Origin of the sequence: Mesorhizobium sp. M0217, assembly GCF_040321955.1 — a bacterium.
GTDB lineage: Bacteria > Pseudomonadota > Alphaproteobacteria > Rhizobiales > Rhizobiaceae > Mesorhizobium.
Genome location: NZ_JAMYSN010000003.1, coordinates 193,760 through 209,808 on the forward strand (window position 1 = coordinate 193,760; position 16,049 = coordinate 209,808).

Consider the following 16,049-nt stretch of genomic DNA (forward strand, 5'->3'; position numbering starts at 1 on the left):
CATCTTCCAGTGGAGTGACAGCCATGGCTGAGCGCCTGTCCGGCAAACGCATCTTCCTCACCGGAGCCGCGCAAGGCATTGGGCTTGCCATCGCTGAAGCTTGCCTCGCCGAAGGGGCAAGGCTGTTCCTGGTCGATCGCGACGGCGCGCTGCTGGACAAAACGGTCGCCGGCCTTGCCGCACCGCAGGGCCATGTCGGACATACCGCAGCCGACATCAGCGACGGGGCCGCGATTGCCGCTGCCGTCAGCCGGGCGACCGACGCGATCGGGCCGATCAACGCGCTAATCAACAATGCCGGGATGAATGTGTTCTCGACGCCGCTCGAGGCGACCGAGGAGGAGTGGAATCGCAATTTCGATGTCAACGTCAAAGGCGCCTGGAACTGCGCCAAGGCGGTGCTGCCGGCAATGATCGCAAATGGCGGTGGCGCGATCCTCAACATCGCCTCGACGCACAGCTTCACCATCATCCCTCATACCTTCCCCTATCCCGTGGCCAAGCACGCGCTGCTTGGGCTGACCAAGTCGCTGGCGCTGGAATATGCCGGGCAGGGCGTGCGCGTGAACGCGCTGGCGCCCGGTTATGTCGAGACGCAGAAGGCGACCGACTATTGGAACAGTTTTGCCGATCCGGTTGCGGCGCGCGCCAAGACGCTGGCGCTGCATCCCGGCGGCCGCATCGCCTCGGCGCGCGAGATCGCGCTGGCCGCTGTGTTCATGATTTCTGAGGAGTGCCCGTTCATGAACGCGGCGACCCTCGTCGTCGATGGCGGGCTCAGCCAGCTACAGCATCCCGCCTGAACGCTGGAGAGGCTCTATTTCTACGGCATCGACCGCCGGCCTAATGGAGCAAGCAGTCGCGATCAGAACCGCTCGCGATAGGCGCGCGGATTGGTGCCCAGCACGCGCAGAAAGCCGCGCCGCATGGTTTCTTCCGAGCCGAAACCGCAGCGGCGGGCCGTCTGGTTGACGGGCTGGCCCCGCTCCAGCATCCGCCGCGCCGCCTCGATCCGGATCTCCTCGATCGCGCGGGCAGGTGTCCGGCCGGTGGCCTCGCGATAGCGCCGCGAGAAGCTGCGCGGGCTCATATTGGCGTGGTCGGCCAACTGCGTGAGCGACAGGTCACCGGCCAGATTTTCGAGGATCCAGCCATGCAGCCGGTCGAAGCGCCCGTCGCCTTGCTGCAGCTTGAGGGTCTGGCTGAATTGCGCCTGGCCACCGGGACGTTTCAGGAAGACCACCAACTCGCGCGCCACGCCGAGCGCCGTGTGCCGGCCAAGGTCGGCCTCGACGAGGGAGAGGGCGAGATCGATCCCCGCCGTTACGCCGGCGGATGTCCAGACATTGCCGTCGCGGATGAAGATCGGATCGGGTTCGAGCCGGACCGCGGGAAAGCGCCGGGCGAACTCCGCGCAGCGTCCCCAATGGGTCACCGCGCGGCGGCCGTCGAGCAGGCCAGCCGTCGCCAGCAGCATGGCGCCGCTGCAGACGGAAGCGGTTCGGGTGGCATCGCGCGAGCGACCGGCGATCCACTGGACCAGCACGGGATCGTCGCAGGCCGCGTTGACGCCCCATCCTCCGGGGACAAGCAGCGTGTCGATCTTACCTCCGTGGGTTGGCAGCACTGCTGCCTCCAGCACGAGACCGGCCGATGTCCGGATGCGCGGTGAGGCGGCGACGACCACGACCTCGTAAGGAGCCGGTTCGCCGGCCTGCCTTTTGAAATCATTGGCGCTGGCAAAGACCTGCAGCGGTCCGCTGACGTCGAGGAGCTGGATGTCGGGATAGGCAAGTACTTCGATACGGCGCATTGGTTTGGCCCGAAGCGAGGGATGAATGGCAATCGTGCCAAACCATGATGCCGTAGATTGCCGGAAGTCAACCCACGGAGATTTCCATGCCCCTTCGTTTCGGCATCCTCGTATTCCCCGACGTCCAACAACTCGACCTCACCGGCCCATACGAAGTCCTGGCATCGGCCAAGGATGCCGAGGTGGAACTGATCTGGAAGGATCGCAACCCGGTGACGTCATCGACGCGCCTCTCGCTGACGCCAACCGCGACCTTTGACGATTGCCGGCCCCTCGACGTGCTGTGCATTCCTGGCGGGGGCGGGGTCAACGCGCTGCTGGAGGACCAGACAGTCCTCGATTTCGTGTGGGAGCGCGCGGGGCAGGTGCGCTACATCACCTCCGTTTGCAGCGGTGCCCTGGTGCTTGGGGCGGCCGGACTGCTGAGGGGCAAGCGCGCGACCACGCACTGGTATGCGCATGATTTCGTTGAGGAGTTCGGAGCGATCCCGGTCGACGAGCGTATCGTCGAAGACGGCAAGCTCATCACCGCCGGCGGCGTCACTTCGGGGATCGACTTCGGCCTGGCGCTGGTTGCGAGGCTGCTTGGACAGGAGGAGGCCGAGATCGTGCAGCTCTCGCTCGAATACGCCCCGGCTCCTCCCTTTCGGTCCGGCACGCCCGCCGAGGCGTCGCCTGCGGTGCTGGCGCAGGCAAAAAAGCGCCTCTCTGGTTCGAGGCGGGTTCGCGAGGCAATCTTCGCTCGCTGGCGCGAGGCTCGCGCCGCCGCTGCGCCGGCGCGCATCCACGGCTGAAGCAGCAAGGCCGAAGGTGCATCCCCTGGCCCTTCGGCCTCGCTGCGTTTCCACTGTTGACAGGTCCCTTCGTCTGTGCAGAAATTGGTTGGACCATTGAACCACTTCGGTAATAGCCCCGGTGACCGAATTCAGCCTTCCGCCGATCCAGACGACGGCCCGCGACGACGCGGTGCTGAAGGCGTTGGCCGGCTTCGTCATGCGCGAGAAGCTGGAACCCGGTGAGAGGCTGCCGACCGAACGCATCCTCGCTGAGCGTCTGAAGGTCAGCCGCAACACGGTGCGCGAGGCGCTGACGCGCTGGGAAGGACTTGGCCTGGTCGAGCGCCGGCAGGGCTCGGGCACCTATCTCAAGGCCGCCGTCTCGCTCGACATGCTGCACATGCCGCTGACGCTTGCCGGCGGCAATGATTTCACCGGCCTGATGCGCACGCTGGAAATCCGCCGCGCGCTGGAAGCGGAAGCCGCCGCCCTTTGCGCCATTCGTGCCGACAAGGACGACCTCGCCGAGATCAAGCGCAAGCTCGACATCATGGAGGAAGAGTTTCTCAGCCGCGCCGGCATGTCGTCGGAAGAGGACTGGGAATTCCATCAGGCGATCTACCGCGCCTGCGGCAATCCGCTGTTCGAGCAGATTATCGCCGCCATGCACGAACTGTTCCACCGCTTTTGGGAACATCCGCTCGGCGTGCGCGATTTCGGCCACGCAAGCTTTCCCTACCACCGCACCATGTTCGACTGCATCGCCGCGCACGATCCGGAAGGCGCCCGGGCCGAAGCGCTGAAGCTGATCGCCACGGTCGAGGACGATTTGAAGCGCGGCGCCGCCAACCTCAAACTTTCGGTCCGCACATGAACGAGCACAGCTTCGACCCAAGCATTTCCGGCAGCGACTATCTCGCGGAGGCGGCGACGCTTCTGGCGCATGACGACCCGTTCCCCGGCAATGCGGTGGTGCCGCCGATCTACCAGACCTCGCTGTTCACCTTCGCCAGCTATGCCGACATGGCCGACACCTTTGCCGGGCGCAGGAAACAGCCGATCTATTCGCGCGGCGACAATCCGACGGTGATGGAATTCGAGTCGCGCGTCGCAGCGCTTGAAGGTGCTGAAGCAGCACGTGGTTTTTCGAGCGGCATGGCTGCGATCAGCGCGACGTTGCTGGCTTTCGTCGGCGCAGGCGAACGCATCCTTGCGGTGCGCAATTGCTATGGCGACGCCTACCGACTGTTCGAGCGGCTGTTTCCGCGCCTGCATATCAAGGTCGACTATGTCGACGGCTCCGATCCGGATGCGGTGGCCGCGGCACTTCCCGGTGCGAAACTGCTCTACCTGGAAAGCCCGACCTCGATGATGTTCGAGCTGCAGGATCTCGAACATCTGACGCGGCTGGCGAAAGAGCAGGGCATCGTCACCACAATCGACAATTCCTGGGCGACGCCGGTGTTCCAGAAGCCGATCCTGCACGGCGTCGATCTGGTGCTGCACTCGGCCTCGAAATATCTCGGCGGCCACAGCGATACCGTCGCCGGTGTGGTGGCGGGCTCGGCCGCCCATATCAAGCACATCAACGACCAGACCTATTCGCAGCTCGGCGCAAAGCTGTCGCCCTTCGAGGGCTGGCTGCTGTTGCGCGGCCTGCGCACGCTGCCGCTGAGACTGCCGCATCACATGAAGAGCGGGCTCATCATCGCCGAGCGCTTGAAGGCGCATGACAAGGTCGAGCGGGTCAATCATCCCGCCTATTCCAACCATCCCGGCAAGAAGACGCTTGCCGGCTATGCCGGGCTGTTCTCTTTCGAGGTGACGGAGGATGTCGACATTCCCGCTTTCGTCGATGCGCTGAAATTTTTCCGCATCGGCGTCAGCTGGGGCGGTCATGAAAGCCTGGTCGTGCCGGCAAAGGCCTCGCTCGAGCAGACACCGGGTCTCAATTCGATGGCGCGCTTCGGCGTCAGCCCCCGAACCATCCGCTTCAATGTCGGATTGGAAAGCGTCGAAGACCTCTGGGCCGACATCGGCCAGGCCTTCGACAAAGCAAAAAAATGACTGGGTTCAAAATGGGAGTTCTGAACATGAAAAGACTGAGCATCATGCTTGCCACCGCTGCCGGCCTGGCGATGTCCGCCAGTGGCGCATTGGCCGACACCACCCTCAAGCTGGTCGAGGTCATCACCAGCCCGCAGCGCACCGAATTCCTGAAGAAGCAGATCGCCGAGTTCGAGGCCGCCAATGCCGGCGTCAAGGTCGAGGTGGTCTCGCTGCCCTGGGGGCAGGCCTTCGAGAAATTCCTCACCATGGTGCAGGCCGGCGATACGCCCGACATCGTCGAGATGCCGGAGCGCTGGATGGGCCTGTACGCCACCAACGGCCAGCTCGAGGATCTCGGCCCTTACATGGCCAAATGGGACGACGCCAAGACGCTGGGCGACCGCGCCAAGCAATTCGGCTCGACCGTCAACAACACCCAGTTCATGATCCCGTACGGCTACTATGTGAATGCGCTGTTCTGGAACAAGAAGCTGTTCAAGGAGGCCGGTCTCGACGGCCCGCCGGCGACGCTCGACGACTTCATCGCCGATTCCAAGAAGATCTCCGCCATTCCGGGCAAGTACGGCTACTGCCTGCGCGGTGGCCCGGGCGCCTTCAACGGCATGCACATGTTCATGAACATCGCCGCTGGCAAGGGCGGCTACTTCAACGAGGACGGCACCTCGACCATCAACGAGGAGGGCTCGGTCAAGGGCCTGCAGATGCTGGCCGACATGTACAAGGACGGGCTGGCGCCCAAGGATGCGGTGAGCTGGGGCTTTAACGAGACCGTCACCGGCTTCTATTCCGGCACCTGCGCCATGCTCAATCAGGATCCGGATGCGCTGATCGGCATTGCCGACAAGATGAGTGCCGACGATTTTGCCGTGGCGCCGCTGCCTGTGGGGCCAAGCGGCAAATCCTATCCGACGCTGGGCTATGCCGGCTGGGCGATGTTCGCCAATTCGCAGCACAAGGACGATGCCTGGAAGCTGATGGCGACGCTGTTGTCGCCCAAGGACAATCTCGAATGGGCCAAGGAAGTCGGCGTCGTGCCGATCCACAATGGCGCCGACCAGGATGCCCACTTCAAGACCGAGCAGTTCAAAGGCTGGTTCACCGAACTCAGCGACACTTCCAAATATGAAATGGTGACGCCGCCGACACATCTGGAGAACCTCGGCAATTTCGTCGACCAGGTGGCGATCAAGAATTTCCAGGAAGTGCTGCTCGGCCAGAAGTCGGCCAAGGACGTCGCCGATCAATGGGCCGCGTTCCTGACCAAGGAGCAGCAGGACTGGCTGGCCAAGAACAAGAAGTAGTTCTTCTTCCTTCTCCCGTTTACGGGGAGAAGGTGGCCCGAATGCATGTCGCCCAAAAGTGCGTAGCGGTTTTGGGACAACGACATGCACAGACAGGCCCGGATGAGGGGCAGCGCGAGCACCCCAAGGCTGGCGCCGCCCCTCATCTGCCTGCCGGCATCTTCTCCCCGTGAACGGGGAGAAGGGTGCTGTTGCCGCTGTCGGCACCCACCCATGACTGTTGAGCGCTAATGACCTATGCCGTGTCCGAAATACGATCCGCAGGCCGGCCGCGAAAGAAGCGGCTGACGCATGCGGCCATCGAGCCCTGGCTTTATCTCAGCCCGGCGATCGTTCTGCTGGTCGTGGTGCTGCTGGTGCCGCTGATCATCGGCATCAGCTATTCGTTCCGGAAGTTCTCCGCCTTCAAATCCGAATATGTCGGCCTTGGCCAATATCAGGCGATGCTGACCGACCAGGTGCTGGGGCAGGCGCTGGTCAACACGCTCTGGTGGACCGTCGCCAGCCTGTTCTTCCAGTTCTTCCTCGGCCTGGGTCTGGCGTTGCTGCTCGACAAACCGTTTGTCGGGCGCAAGTTCGTGCAGGCGGTGGTGTTCCTGCCCTGGGCGGTGCCATCCTTCCTGTCGGGCCTGACCTGGGCATGGCTGTTCAACCCGATCATCGGCCCGCTGCCGCACTGGCTGTTTGCGCTCGGGCTGAAGGCCGAGCCGACCAATGTGCTGTCCGATCCGGCCACCGCCATGTGGGGGCCGATCATCGCCAACATCTGGTTCGGCATTCCGTTCTTCGCCATCACGCTGCTGGCGTCGCTGAAGTCGATCCCGTCGGAACTGCATGAGGCGGCCGCAATCGACGGCGCTTCGCCTTGGCAGCGCTTCACCAAGGTGACGCTGCCGTTCCTGGCGCCGACCATCGTCATCACCGTCATGCTGCGTACGATCTGGATCGCCACCTTCGCCGATCTGATCTTTGTCATGACCGAGGGCGGGCCGGCAGGCTCGACCAGCACGGTGCCGGTCTACATCTATGTCAGTGCCTTCAAGTCGCTGGACAAGGGCTATGCCTCCGCGGTGGCGGTGCTGCTCTTGGTCTTGCTCATCGCCTATGCGATCGCGCTGATCGCCATCCGCCGCTTGCTGGTGAGGCACGTCTGATGATCGCCGGACGCTCCACCTCCTCGCGCATCTTCAGCGGCATCGGCCTCTACACGGCGATTGCCGCCTATATGATCTTTGCGCTGTTTCCGATCTTCTGGACGCTGAAGATCTCGGTGACGCCGGAGCGGCTGCTCTATTCCGAGGGCATCACGCTGTGGCCGTCGCAGACCACCTTCCGCAACTTCATCACTGTACTTGAAGCCTCGGATTTCCCCCGCTATTTCCTCAACAGCGTCATCGTATCGGTGTCGACGGCGGCGCTCGTCACGGTCATCGCCACGCTCGCCGGTTACGCCATGTCGCGCTTCACCTTTCGCGGCAAGGCGACACTGGCGATCATGCTTTTGCTGACGCAAACCTTCCCGCTGGTGATGGTCATTCCGCCGATCTACCGTGTCATGGGCGAGCTTGGCCTGACCAACAGCCTGGTTGGGCTGATCATCATCTACACCGCCTTCAACACCGCCTTCGCCACCTTCCTGATGCAGTCCTTCTTCGACGGCATTCCGAAGGATCTGGAGGAGGCGGCGATGATCGACGGCTGCACTCGCGCCCAGGCGATGCGCAAGGTGATCGTGCCGCTGACCTTGCCCGGCATGGGCGCGACGCTCGGCTTTGTCTTCACCGCCGCCTGGAGCGAATTGCTGTTTGCGCTGATGCTGATCTCCAGCGATGACCAGAAGACATTTGCCGTCGGCCTGCTCACCTATATCGGCAAGTTCGCCGTCGACTGGGGGCAGATGATGGCGGCATCGATCCTGGCGCTTATCCCGGTCTGCATCTTCTTTGCCTTCCTGCAACGCTATCTCGTCACCGGCCTCACCGCCGGCGCGGTCAAAGGATAATCGATGGCTTCCGTAACGCTGCAAAACGTCGAGAAGGACTACGGTTCGCTGCGCATCCTGCATGGCGTCGATCTCGAAATCGCCGATGGCGAGTTCGTCGTGCTCGTCGGTCCCTCCGGCTGCGGCAAGTCGACCCTTTTGCGCATGATTGCCGGGCTGGAAGAGGTGTCGGGCGGCGAGATCCATATCGGCGATCGGCTGGTCAACGATGTCGCGCCGAAGGACCGCGATATTGCCATGGTGTTCCAGTCCTACGCGCTCTATCCGCACATGGATGTGTCGTCGAATATGGGCTTCAGCCTGCTGTTGAAGAAGGCGGAGAAGACGAGGATCGACGGCAGGGTAGGGGCGGCGGCCAAGCGCCTCGGCCTCGACAGTTTCCTCGGACGTCTGCCCAGGCAACTGTCCGGCGGCCAGCGCCAGCGCGTCGCCATGGGCCGCGCCATCGTGCGCGATCCCAAAGTGTTTCTGTTCGACGAGCCGCTCAGCAATCTCGACGCCAAATTGCGCGTGCATATGCGCGCCGAGATCAAGGCGCTGCACCAGCAGCTCAAGACCACATCGGTCTATGTCACCCACGACCAGATCGAAGCCATGACCATGGCCGACCGCATCGTCGTCATGCATGACGGTTACGTCCAGCAGGTCGGCCATCCGCTCGAACTCTACGATCGGCCGATCAACACCTTCGTCGCCGGCTTCATCGGCTCGCCCGGCATGAACTTTTTTCCGGCGACAATCGCCAAGGGCGGCAAGGTGGACGCGGTGCTGGCCGACGGCCAGAAGCTGCGGTTGCCTGATGGCTTGCCGTTGAAGGATGGCGATGTGCTCACCGTCGGGCTACGGCCGGAGCACATCCAGCTTGCCGACGATGGTCCGCTCAAGGCAGAGGTCGAGGTGGTCGAGCCGCTCGGCCTGTCGACGCAGTTCTATGTCCGGCTCGCCAACCAGCTGGTTTGTGTCTTCGTCATGGGACGCAGCACTATCCGGCCTGGCGATAAGGTGCGGCTGTCTGCCGATCCGGCGGCGCTGCATCTGTTCGATCCCGCAAGCGGCAACCGCATCGGGTAATCCTATCGAAGGCTGCCCAGGCTGGCATACATGCCGGTGGTGCGGAACTGCGTCGGGTTGATGCCGTAGAGCCGGCGGAAGACTTTCGAGAAATAGTTGGCGTCCTCGAAGCCGCACAGGATGGCGACCTCCTTGACTGGCAGGAAATCGGCTTTGGTTAGCAGCTTCGCCGCCCGCTGCAGCCGCTGCTGCAGCACGAACTCGGCCGGCGGAACGCCTTCGCTCTCGGCGAAGCAGCGCGAGAAATGGGCGCGGCTGAGGCCGCTGATCTGGACGAGCTCGGCCACGGGCAAGGGCTTGTCGAGATTGGCGTTGATATGATCGATGACCGGCTGCATGACGCTCTGTTTCTCAGTGAAGGCGTGCGAGCCGAAGACATCGTCGTAAAGCGCCATCGCCGCCTCATAGGCGATTGCCGAAGCAGCGCCAGGCGAAGCGCCGCCCTTGATCAGGCGCAGGCTGCAATCGGCGAGATGATCGATCGTCTCCGGCTGCAGCCGAAACACCGGGCCGGAGACGCTGAGTATGGATTTGTGGACGCGCAGCGCCTCCTCGCCATTCATCGAGATCCAGAAATATTCCCAGCGGTCGCCCTTCTCCAGCCAGTAGCGATGGTTGTGTGGCACCAGCACCAGCAGCGTGTCGTTGGCCTGCAGGCGGTAGTTGCGGTTCTCGTAGCGCAGCTGGCCGGTGCCGCTGATCGTGTGCTGCAGCACGGTGAACGGTGTCTGGCCGCGCTTGCGCCCATCCCAGTCATAGGTCACGCCCTCGCGTACTTCATAGCCGGTGCTGGTCGGCATGGCATGCAGGCGCTGGCGGCCGCGCGGCAGCGAAATGGTGCGCATCAACTGTCCGTTGGCGATCAGATCATGCAGCACAAAATTACCCTCGAAAGCATAATCGTTCTCTGGCCGCGCCCTGGAATAACGGCATAATCCAAATCCTGAGAACGCGAAAGACCCGCGGTCGAGGGGCGGGCGGGGAGGAGAACGAGCCGGAATTCCGGCTCGAATGGTATGCGCGCCAAGGCGGGCCGCCATTCCCTTTCCTGTTGCTCCTTACCCGGCATTCGAATGGATCGAGGAAGGTGATGAGTTTCAAAATCGCTATTATCGGCGCGGGCAGCGTCGGCTTCACCAAGAAGCTGTTCACCGACATTTTGTGCATCCCGGAATTCAGCGACATCGAATTCGCGCTGACCGATCTCAGCGAACACAATCTGCAAATGATCAAGGCGATCCTCGACCGCATCGTCGAGGCCAACAAGCTGCCGACCAAGGTGACGGCGACGACCGACCGCCGCAAGGCGCTGGAAGGCGCGCGCTACGTCATCAGCTGCGTCCGGGTGGGCGGGCTCGAAGCCTATGCCGACGATATCCGCATTCCCTTGAAATACGGCATCGACCAGTGCGTCGGTGACACGATTTGCGCCGGGGGCATCCTCTACGGCCAGCGCAACATCCCGGTCATCCTCGACTTCTGCAAGGAAATATTGGAGGTCGCCGAGCCAGGCGCCAAATTCCTCAACTATGCCAACCCGATGGCAATGAACACCTGGGCGGCGATCGAATATGGCAAGGTCGATACGGTCGGCCTCTGCCACGGTGTCCAGCACGGCGCCGAACAGATCGCCGAAGTGCTCGGCGCCAAGTCGCACAGCGAACTCGATTATGTCTGCTCCGGTATCAACCACCAGACCTGGTTCATCGATTTGCGCCTCAACGGCCGCAAGATCGGCAAGGACGAACTGGTGGCTGCCTTCGAGGCGCATCCGGTCTATTCGCAGCAGGAAAAGCTGCGCATCGACGTGCTGAAGCGCTTCGGCGTCTACTCCACCGAAAGCAACGGTCATCTCTCCGAATATCTGCCCTGGTATCGCAAGCGGCCGGACGAAATCACCCGCTGGATCGACATGTCCGACTGGATCCATGGCGAGACCGGCGGCTATCTTCGCTACTCCACGGAAACCCGCAACTGGTTCGAGACGGAATATCCGCAATTCCTCGAAGCGGCGTCGAAGCCGCTCGACGTATCGAAGCGCTCGAACGAGCATGCCAGCCATATTCTCGAAGCGCTGGAGACGAACCGCGTCTATCGCGGCCACTTCAACGTCAAGAACGCCGGCATCATCACCAATCTGCCGCAGGACGCGATCATCGAATCGCCCGGCTTCGTCGATCGCTTCGGCATCAACATGGCGTCAGGCATCACGCTGCCGGAAGCCTGCGCGGCCACCTGCATGGCTTCGATCAACGTCCAGCGCATGTCGGTGCATGCGGCTGTTACGGGCGACATTGACCTGCTCAAGCTCGCGGTGCTGCACGATCCGCTGGTGGGTGCGGTGTCGACGCCGGAAGAGGTCTGGCAGATGGTCGACGAGATGGTCGTCGCCCAGGCGCGTTGGCTGCCGCAATACGCCGATGCCGTGCCGGCCGCCAAGGAGCGGCTTTCGAAATCGATGGTGAAAACCCGCGACTGGGCGGGTGCGGCGCGGCGCAAAGTGCGCTCGATCGAGGAACTGCGCGCCGAAAAAACGGCCCTGAAACAGGCCGGCTGAGAATGCTGGCAGGCGGACAGCGGGAGGCCGGTTCGCCAATCAGCCGTCATGAATAGATGCGGGCAGCAGCAGACGTCGAAACATCTGGGAGGAACACAATGAGGAACTTTCGTGGAATTGGCATTCTCGCCGGGCGAAGAATTGGCATTCTCGCCGGGCTGGCGCTGAGCGTCTCGGCATCGGCGCTTGGCAGTGCATACGCGTCCGAGCCGACCACGCCGCCGGCGCCGGCGGCGTTTCCCGCCGAGGGCAAGATCAAATACGTCGCCCGCGATTCCATCCTGGAGTTCAAGGCGCTGCCCGAATATCACGAGCCCGAGTGGGTCACCGAGAAATACGTCAAGACTGGCAAGCTGCCGCCGGTCAAGGATCGCCTGCCGAAGGAGCCGCTGGTGTTCAAGACCGGCAACATGCCGGACGGCATCGGCGTTTATGGCGACACCATGCGCCACGTCATTGGCGGCCGGCCGGAAGGCTGGAATTATGGCGCCGGCCAGACCCAAGGATGGGGCGGCATCGACATCGGCCTTTCGGAATGCCTGACGCGCACCGCGCCTTTGTTCCAGGTCGAGGCCAAGGACACCGAGCCGCTGCCCAACCTCGCCAGGAGCTGGGACTGGTCGAAGGATGGCCACACGCTGACCATGCACCTGGTCGAAGGCGCCAAATGGTCTGACGGCGTTGCCTTCAATGCCGACGATGTCATGTTCTACTGGGACGATGAGGTCGTCGACCCCAATGTCTCGCCGTTGAACGGCGCCACAGCGGAAACCTTCGGTGTCGGCACGACGCTGAAGAAGGTCGACGACTACACCGTCGAGTGGACCTTCAAGGACGCTTTCCCCAAACAGTATCTCTACGCCATGGCCTACGGCACCTTCTGCCCCGGCCCAGCGCATATCCTCAAGCCGCAGCATCCGAAGTACTCGAAGAATACCTACGAGCAGTTCAAGAACGCGTTCCCGCCGGAATATATGAACATTCCGGTGATGGGCGCCTGGGTGCCGGTGGAGTATAGGCCCGACGACATCATCGTCTTGCGCCGCAATCCCTACTACTGGAAGGTCGACGAGAAGGGCAACCAGCTGCCCTATCTCAACGAACTGCACTACAAGCTGTCGACCTGGGCCGACCGCGACGTGCAGGCGGTGGCAGGGGCCGCCGACTTCTCCAACCTCGAGCAGCCGGAGAATTTCGTCGCTTCGCTGAAGCGAGCGGCGGACAAGGACGCGCCGGCCCGGCTCGCCTTTGGCCCGCGCCTGATCGGCTACAATCTGCGCATGAACTTTTCAGCCAATGGCTGGGGCAATCCCGACGAACGCGGCCAGGCGATCCGCGAGCTCAACCGCAATGAGGACTTCCGCAAGGGCATCACCATGGCGCTCGACCGCAAGGCGCTCGGCGACTCGCTGGTCAAGGGGCCGTTCACCGCCATCTACCCCGGTGGCTTTTCCTCGGGCACCAGCTTCTATGACCGCAACTCGACCGTCTACTATCCCTTCGACATCGAGGGCGCCAAGGCGGAACTGGCCAAGGCTGGTCTCAAGGATACGGATGGCGACGGCTTCGTGAACTTCCCGGCCGGGACCGCCGGCGGCAAGAATGTCGAGATCGTGATGCTGGTCAACAATGACTACGGCACCGACAAGAGCCTCGCCGAAGGCGTCGTCGGCCAGATGGAAAAGCTTGGCATCAGGGTCGTGCTCAACGGCCTCAACGGCACCCAGCGTGATGCCTCGCAATATTCCGGCCGCTTCGACTGGCTGATCAGGCGCAACGAGCAGGAGCTGACTTCCGTCGTGCAGAATACCGTGCAACTCGCGCCCGTCGGACCCAAGACCAGCTGGGATCACCGCGCGCCCGAAAGCGGCGTGGTCGACCTGATGCCGTTCGAAAAGGAGCTTGTCGACATCGTCAACAAGTTCGTCTCCTCGTCAGACAATGACGAGCGCGCCAGCCTGATGAAGACGTTCCAGAAGATCTCGACGGAGCATGTCTACAATATCGGACTGACCGAATATCCCGGCGCCCTGATCATCAACAAGCGCTTCTCCAACATCCCGCAGGGAACGCCGATCTTCATGTTCAACTGGGCCGAGGATTCGATCGTGCGCGAACGCGTCTTCGTCGCCGCCGACAAGCAGCAGAAATACGAACTCTTTCCCGACCAGCTTCCCGGCAAGCCCGGCGACAAGGGTCCGACGAACTGAGTTTCCTCCCCTGGCTGACGCCCGGCCGCGCTGCGCGCGCGGCCGGGACGGAGTAAGGTCAGCGGCAACAGATTAGATCCAAGGAGGAGAAACGGTCCGATGCTGCGATTCCTGGCCATGCGCATAGCATCGGCGGTGCCGGTCATGGTCATCCTGAGCCTGGTCACCTTTGCCATCATCCAGGCGCCGCCGGGCGACTATGCCGACTATATCCGTTCGCAGCTCATCAACCAGGGCGGGGCGTCTTTTGTCGAAGCCGACGCGCAGGCGCAGGCCTATCGGGTCGAGCACGGCCTCGATAAACCGCTGCCCGTCCAGTACCTGAACTGGGTCGCCGGCATCATCACCCGCGGCGATTTCGGCTACAGCCTCTATTACAACAAGCCGGTCGCCGCCGTGGTCGGCGAGCGGCTGCCGCGCACGCTGCTGCTGGCATTGGTCTGCCATCTGCTGGCCTCGGTGCTCGGCATCACCTTCGGCATCTGGGCGGCGACCAGGCAATACACGTGGATCGACTCGGTGCTGTCGGCCATCTCCTTCCTCGGCATGACGGTGCCGCGCTTCCTGATGGCGCTGATCATCGTCTATCTCCTGGTCTTCCAGTTCAACGTGTCGGAGATCGGCAGCTTCTTCTCGCCGCAATATGGCGGCGCGCCGTGGTCGTGGGCGAAATTCGCCGACCTCGTCAAGCATGTCTGGCCGGTGGTGGCGATCGCCACCTTCGGCGGGCTCGCCTACAATATGCGCGTCATGCGCGGCAATCTGCTCGATACGCTGAACGCGCAATATGTCGAGACGGCCAAGGCCAAGGGCCTGACCGGCAGCGCCGTCGTCATGCGCCATGCCGTGCCCAACGCGCTGCACCCGCTCATCATGTATCAGGGCGTGGTGCTGCCCTACATGCTGACCGGCGAGATCGAGACGGCGATCATCTTTGCGCTGCCGACGGTCGGGCCGGCCATTGTCGGCTCGATGGCGGTCGGCGACGTCTATGTCACGGCGACCTTCATGATGGTGCTGTCGGCAACGCTGATCGTCGGCAACATCATCGCCGACATGCTGCTCGCGCTGCTCGATCCGCGCGTGCGCCAGTTCAGGGAGAGCTAGATGCTGGCGCGCGACCCATCCCCGCCGCCGCCACCGGCTGAAGCAACCGCGATTGCGACCCCGCGCGGCAATGAGAGCTATATGGCGCTGGTCTGGCGCCGGCTGAGGCGCTCCTGGACCGGCATGGCCGGGCTGATCCTGGTGGTGCTTCTGGTGCTGATGGCGCTGTTCGCCGATTTCTTCGCGCCGATGGACCCCAAGGTGACCGATGTCGCTTTCGCCCCGCCGCAAGTGATGAGTTTTCACGACAGAGACGGGAATTTCGTGCTCCAGCCGCGGGTCTATGCGCTGGCGGATTCTGCTGACCTCGACCCGGTCACCTTCCAGCCGGTCGTCGGGCCGGATTACGAGCATCCGCGCCTGCTCGGCTTCTTCGTCAAGGGCGCCGACTACCGGCTGCTTGGACTGATCCCCGCCAACCGGCATTTCTTCGCTTCGGCCGACGGCCAGCCGGTGCATTTTCTCGGCACCGACAAATTCGGCCGGGATGTGTTGTCGCGCGCCATCCAGGGCTCGCGCGTCTCGCTGATGATAGCGCTGACGGTGGTGTTCATCATCACCGTCATCGGCACCACGGTCGGCATGGTCTCGGGCTATTTCGGCGGCCGCTTCGACGTCTGGATGCAGCGCTTTGTCGAGCTGGTGCTCGCCTTCCCGCAATTGCCGCTCTATCTTGCGCTGACGACGCTGATCCCGGTGACCGCGCCGACCAACGTCTTCCTCGCCTTCGTCATCATCGTCATGTCGGCGCTGGGCTGGGCGCAGATGTCGCGCGAGGTGCGCGGCAAGACGCTGGCGCTGGCGCGGATCGACTATGTGCGCGCCGCCATGGCGGTCGGCGCCACCGACATGCGCATCATCATGCAGCACATTTTCCCCAATGTGATGAGCCACGTCATCGTCGCCGTGACGATCGCCATCCCGACGGTGGTGCTGCTCGAAGCCTTTCTCGGCTTCCTCGGCTTCGCGGTGAAGCCGCCGCTGATCTCGTGGGGGCTGATGCTGCAGGACACGGCTACCTATTCGGTCATCGGCACCTATCCGTGGATCCTGTCGCCGGTCGGCTTCGTGCTGATCACCGTCTTTGCCTTCAACGCGCTGGGCGACGGCCTGCGCGATGCCGTCGATCCTTATTGAGGTGG

At 63.0% G+C, this 16,049-nt stretch carries 14 protein-coding genes; 12 read left to right on the top strand and 2 right to left on the bottom strand.

All coding sequences use genetic code 11. The features are described 5' to 3' along the window. Positions 1-23: 23 nt before the first annotated feature. The gene (locus NKJ18_RS07950; RefSeq protein ID WP_023685301.1) at positions 24-803 is read left to right on the top strand and encodes an SDR family oxidoreductase; all 780 of its coding nucleotides are present in this window, start codon (positions 24-26) and stop codon (positions 801-803) included. Between the two features lie 62 nt (positions 804-865). On the opposite strand, the gene NKJ18_RS07955 is transcribed toward NKJ18_RS07950, so the two are convergent. Continuing rightward, positions 866-1,813 (bottom strand): GlxA family transcriptional regulator, encoded by a 948-nt coding sequence (locus NKJ18_RS07955; protein WP_023685300.1) that lies wholly within the window; start codon positions 1,811-1,813, stop codon positions 866-868. 86 nt (positions 1,814-1,899) lie between these two features. On the opposite strand from NKJ18_RS07955, the gene NKJ18_RS07960 reads away from it, so the two are divergent. The 7 genes from NKJ18_RS07960 (at position 1,900) to NKJ18_RS07990 (ending at position 9,033) form a co-directional block, all read left to right on the top strand. Next, positions 1,900-2,607 (top strand): DJ-1/PfpI family protein, encoded by a 708-nt coding sequence (locus NKJ18_RS07960; RefSeq protein ID WP_352521540.1) that lies wholly within the window; start codon positions 1,900-1,902, stop codon positions 2,605-2,607. 121 nt (positions 2,608-2,728) lie between these two features. Continuing rightward, positions 2,729-3,463 carry a FadR/GntR family transcriptional regulator gene (locus NKJ18_RS07965; protein WP_352521541.1) on the top strand — a complete coding sequence of 245 codons (735 nt, stop codon included), beginning with the start codon at positions 2,729-2,731 and terminating at the stop codon, positions 3,461-3,463. Then, entirely contained in the window at positions 3,460-4,656 is a 1,197-nt protein-coding gene (locus tag NKJ18_RS07970) for a PLP-dependent transferase (protein ID WP_352521542.1), read from the top strand. The genes NKJ18_RS07965 and NKJ18_RS07970 overlap by 4 nt, the downstream gene beginning before the upstream one ends. Positions 4,657-4,682: 26 nt before the next feature. Continuing rightward, positions 4,683-5,960: an ABC transporter substrate-binding protein gene (locus tag NKJ18_RS07975; RefSeq protein ID WP_023685297.1), complete on the top strand. Its 1,278-nt coding sequence runs from the start codon at positions 4,683-4,685 to the stop codon at positions 5,958-5,960. A gap of 230 nt (positions 5,961-6,190) precedes the next feature. Continuing rightward, the gene (locus tag NKJ18_RS07980; RefSeq protein WP_023736033.1) at positions 6,191-7,114 is read left to right on the top strand and encodes a carbohydrate ABC transporter permease; all 924 of its coding nucleotides are present in this window, start codon (positions 6,191-6,193) and stop codon (positions 7,112-7,114) included. Then, a complete protein-coding gene (locus tag NKJ18_RS07985; protein WP_023741782.1) occupies positions 7,114-7,962 on the top strand; it encodes a carbohydrate ABC transporter permease in 849 nt (282 codons plus the stop codon). The genes NKJ18_RS07980 and NKJ18_RS07985 overlap by 1 nt, the downstream gene beginning before the upstream one ends. Positions 7,963-7,965: 3 nt before the next feature. Continuing rightward, on the top strand, positions 7,966-9,033 hold the full coding sequence (locus tag NKJ18_RS07990) for an ABC transporter ATP-binding protein (RefSeq protein WP_023741781.1): 1,068 nt from the start codon (positions 7,966-7,968) through the stop codon (positions 9,031-9,033). A gap of 2 nt (positions 9,034-9,035) precedes the next feature. Here NKJ18_RS07990 and NKJ18_RS07995 read toward each other — a convergent pair whose 3' ends face one another. Further along, positions 9,036-9,911 (bottom strand): AraC family transcriptional regulator, encoded by an 876-nt coding sequence (locus NKJ18_RS07995; RefSeq protein ID WP_023687910.1) that lies wholly within the window; start codon positions 9,909-9,911, stop codon positions 9,036-9,038. 212 nt (positions 9,912-10,123) lie between these two features. On the opposite strand from NKJ18_RS07995, the gene NKJ18_RS08000 reads away from it, so the two are divergent. From NKJ18_RS08000 to NKJ18_RS08015, 4 genes are all read left to right on the top strand, one after another. Further along, complete coding sequence (locus tag NKJ18_RS08000; protein WP_023741779.1) at positions 10,124-11,590, top strand: alpha-glucosidase/alpha-galactosidase; 1,467 nt, start codon at positions 10,124-10,126, stop codon at positions 11,588-11,590. A gap of 98 nt (positions 11,591-11,688) precedes the next feature. Further along, positions 11,689-13,800, top strand: coding sequence for an ABC transporter substrate-binding protein (locus tag NKJ18_RS08005; RefSeq protein WP_023691352.1), 2,112 nt, complete (start codon positions 11,689-11,691; stop codon positions 13,798-13,800). A gap of 99 nt (positions 13,801-13,899) precedes the next feature. Beyond that, complete coding sequence (locus tag NKJ18_RS08010; protein ID WP_352758057.1) at positions 13,900-14,907, top strand: ABC transporter permease; 1,008 nt, start codon at positions 13,900-13,902, stop codon at positions 14,905-14,907. Then, complete coding sequence (locus NKJ18_RS08015) at positions 14,908-16,044, top strand: ABC transporter permease (protein WP_023687914.1); 1,137 nt, start codon at positions 14,908-14,910, stop codon at positions 16,042-16,044. It begins immediately after the preceding gene. Positions 16,045-16,049 lie beyond the last annotated feature (5 nt).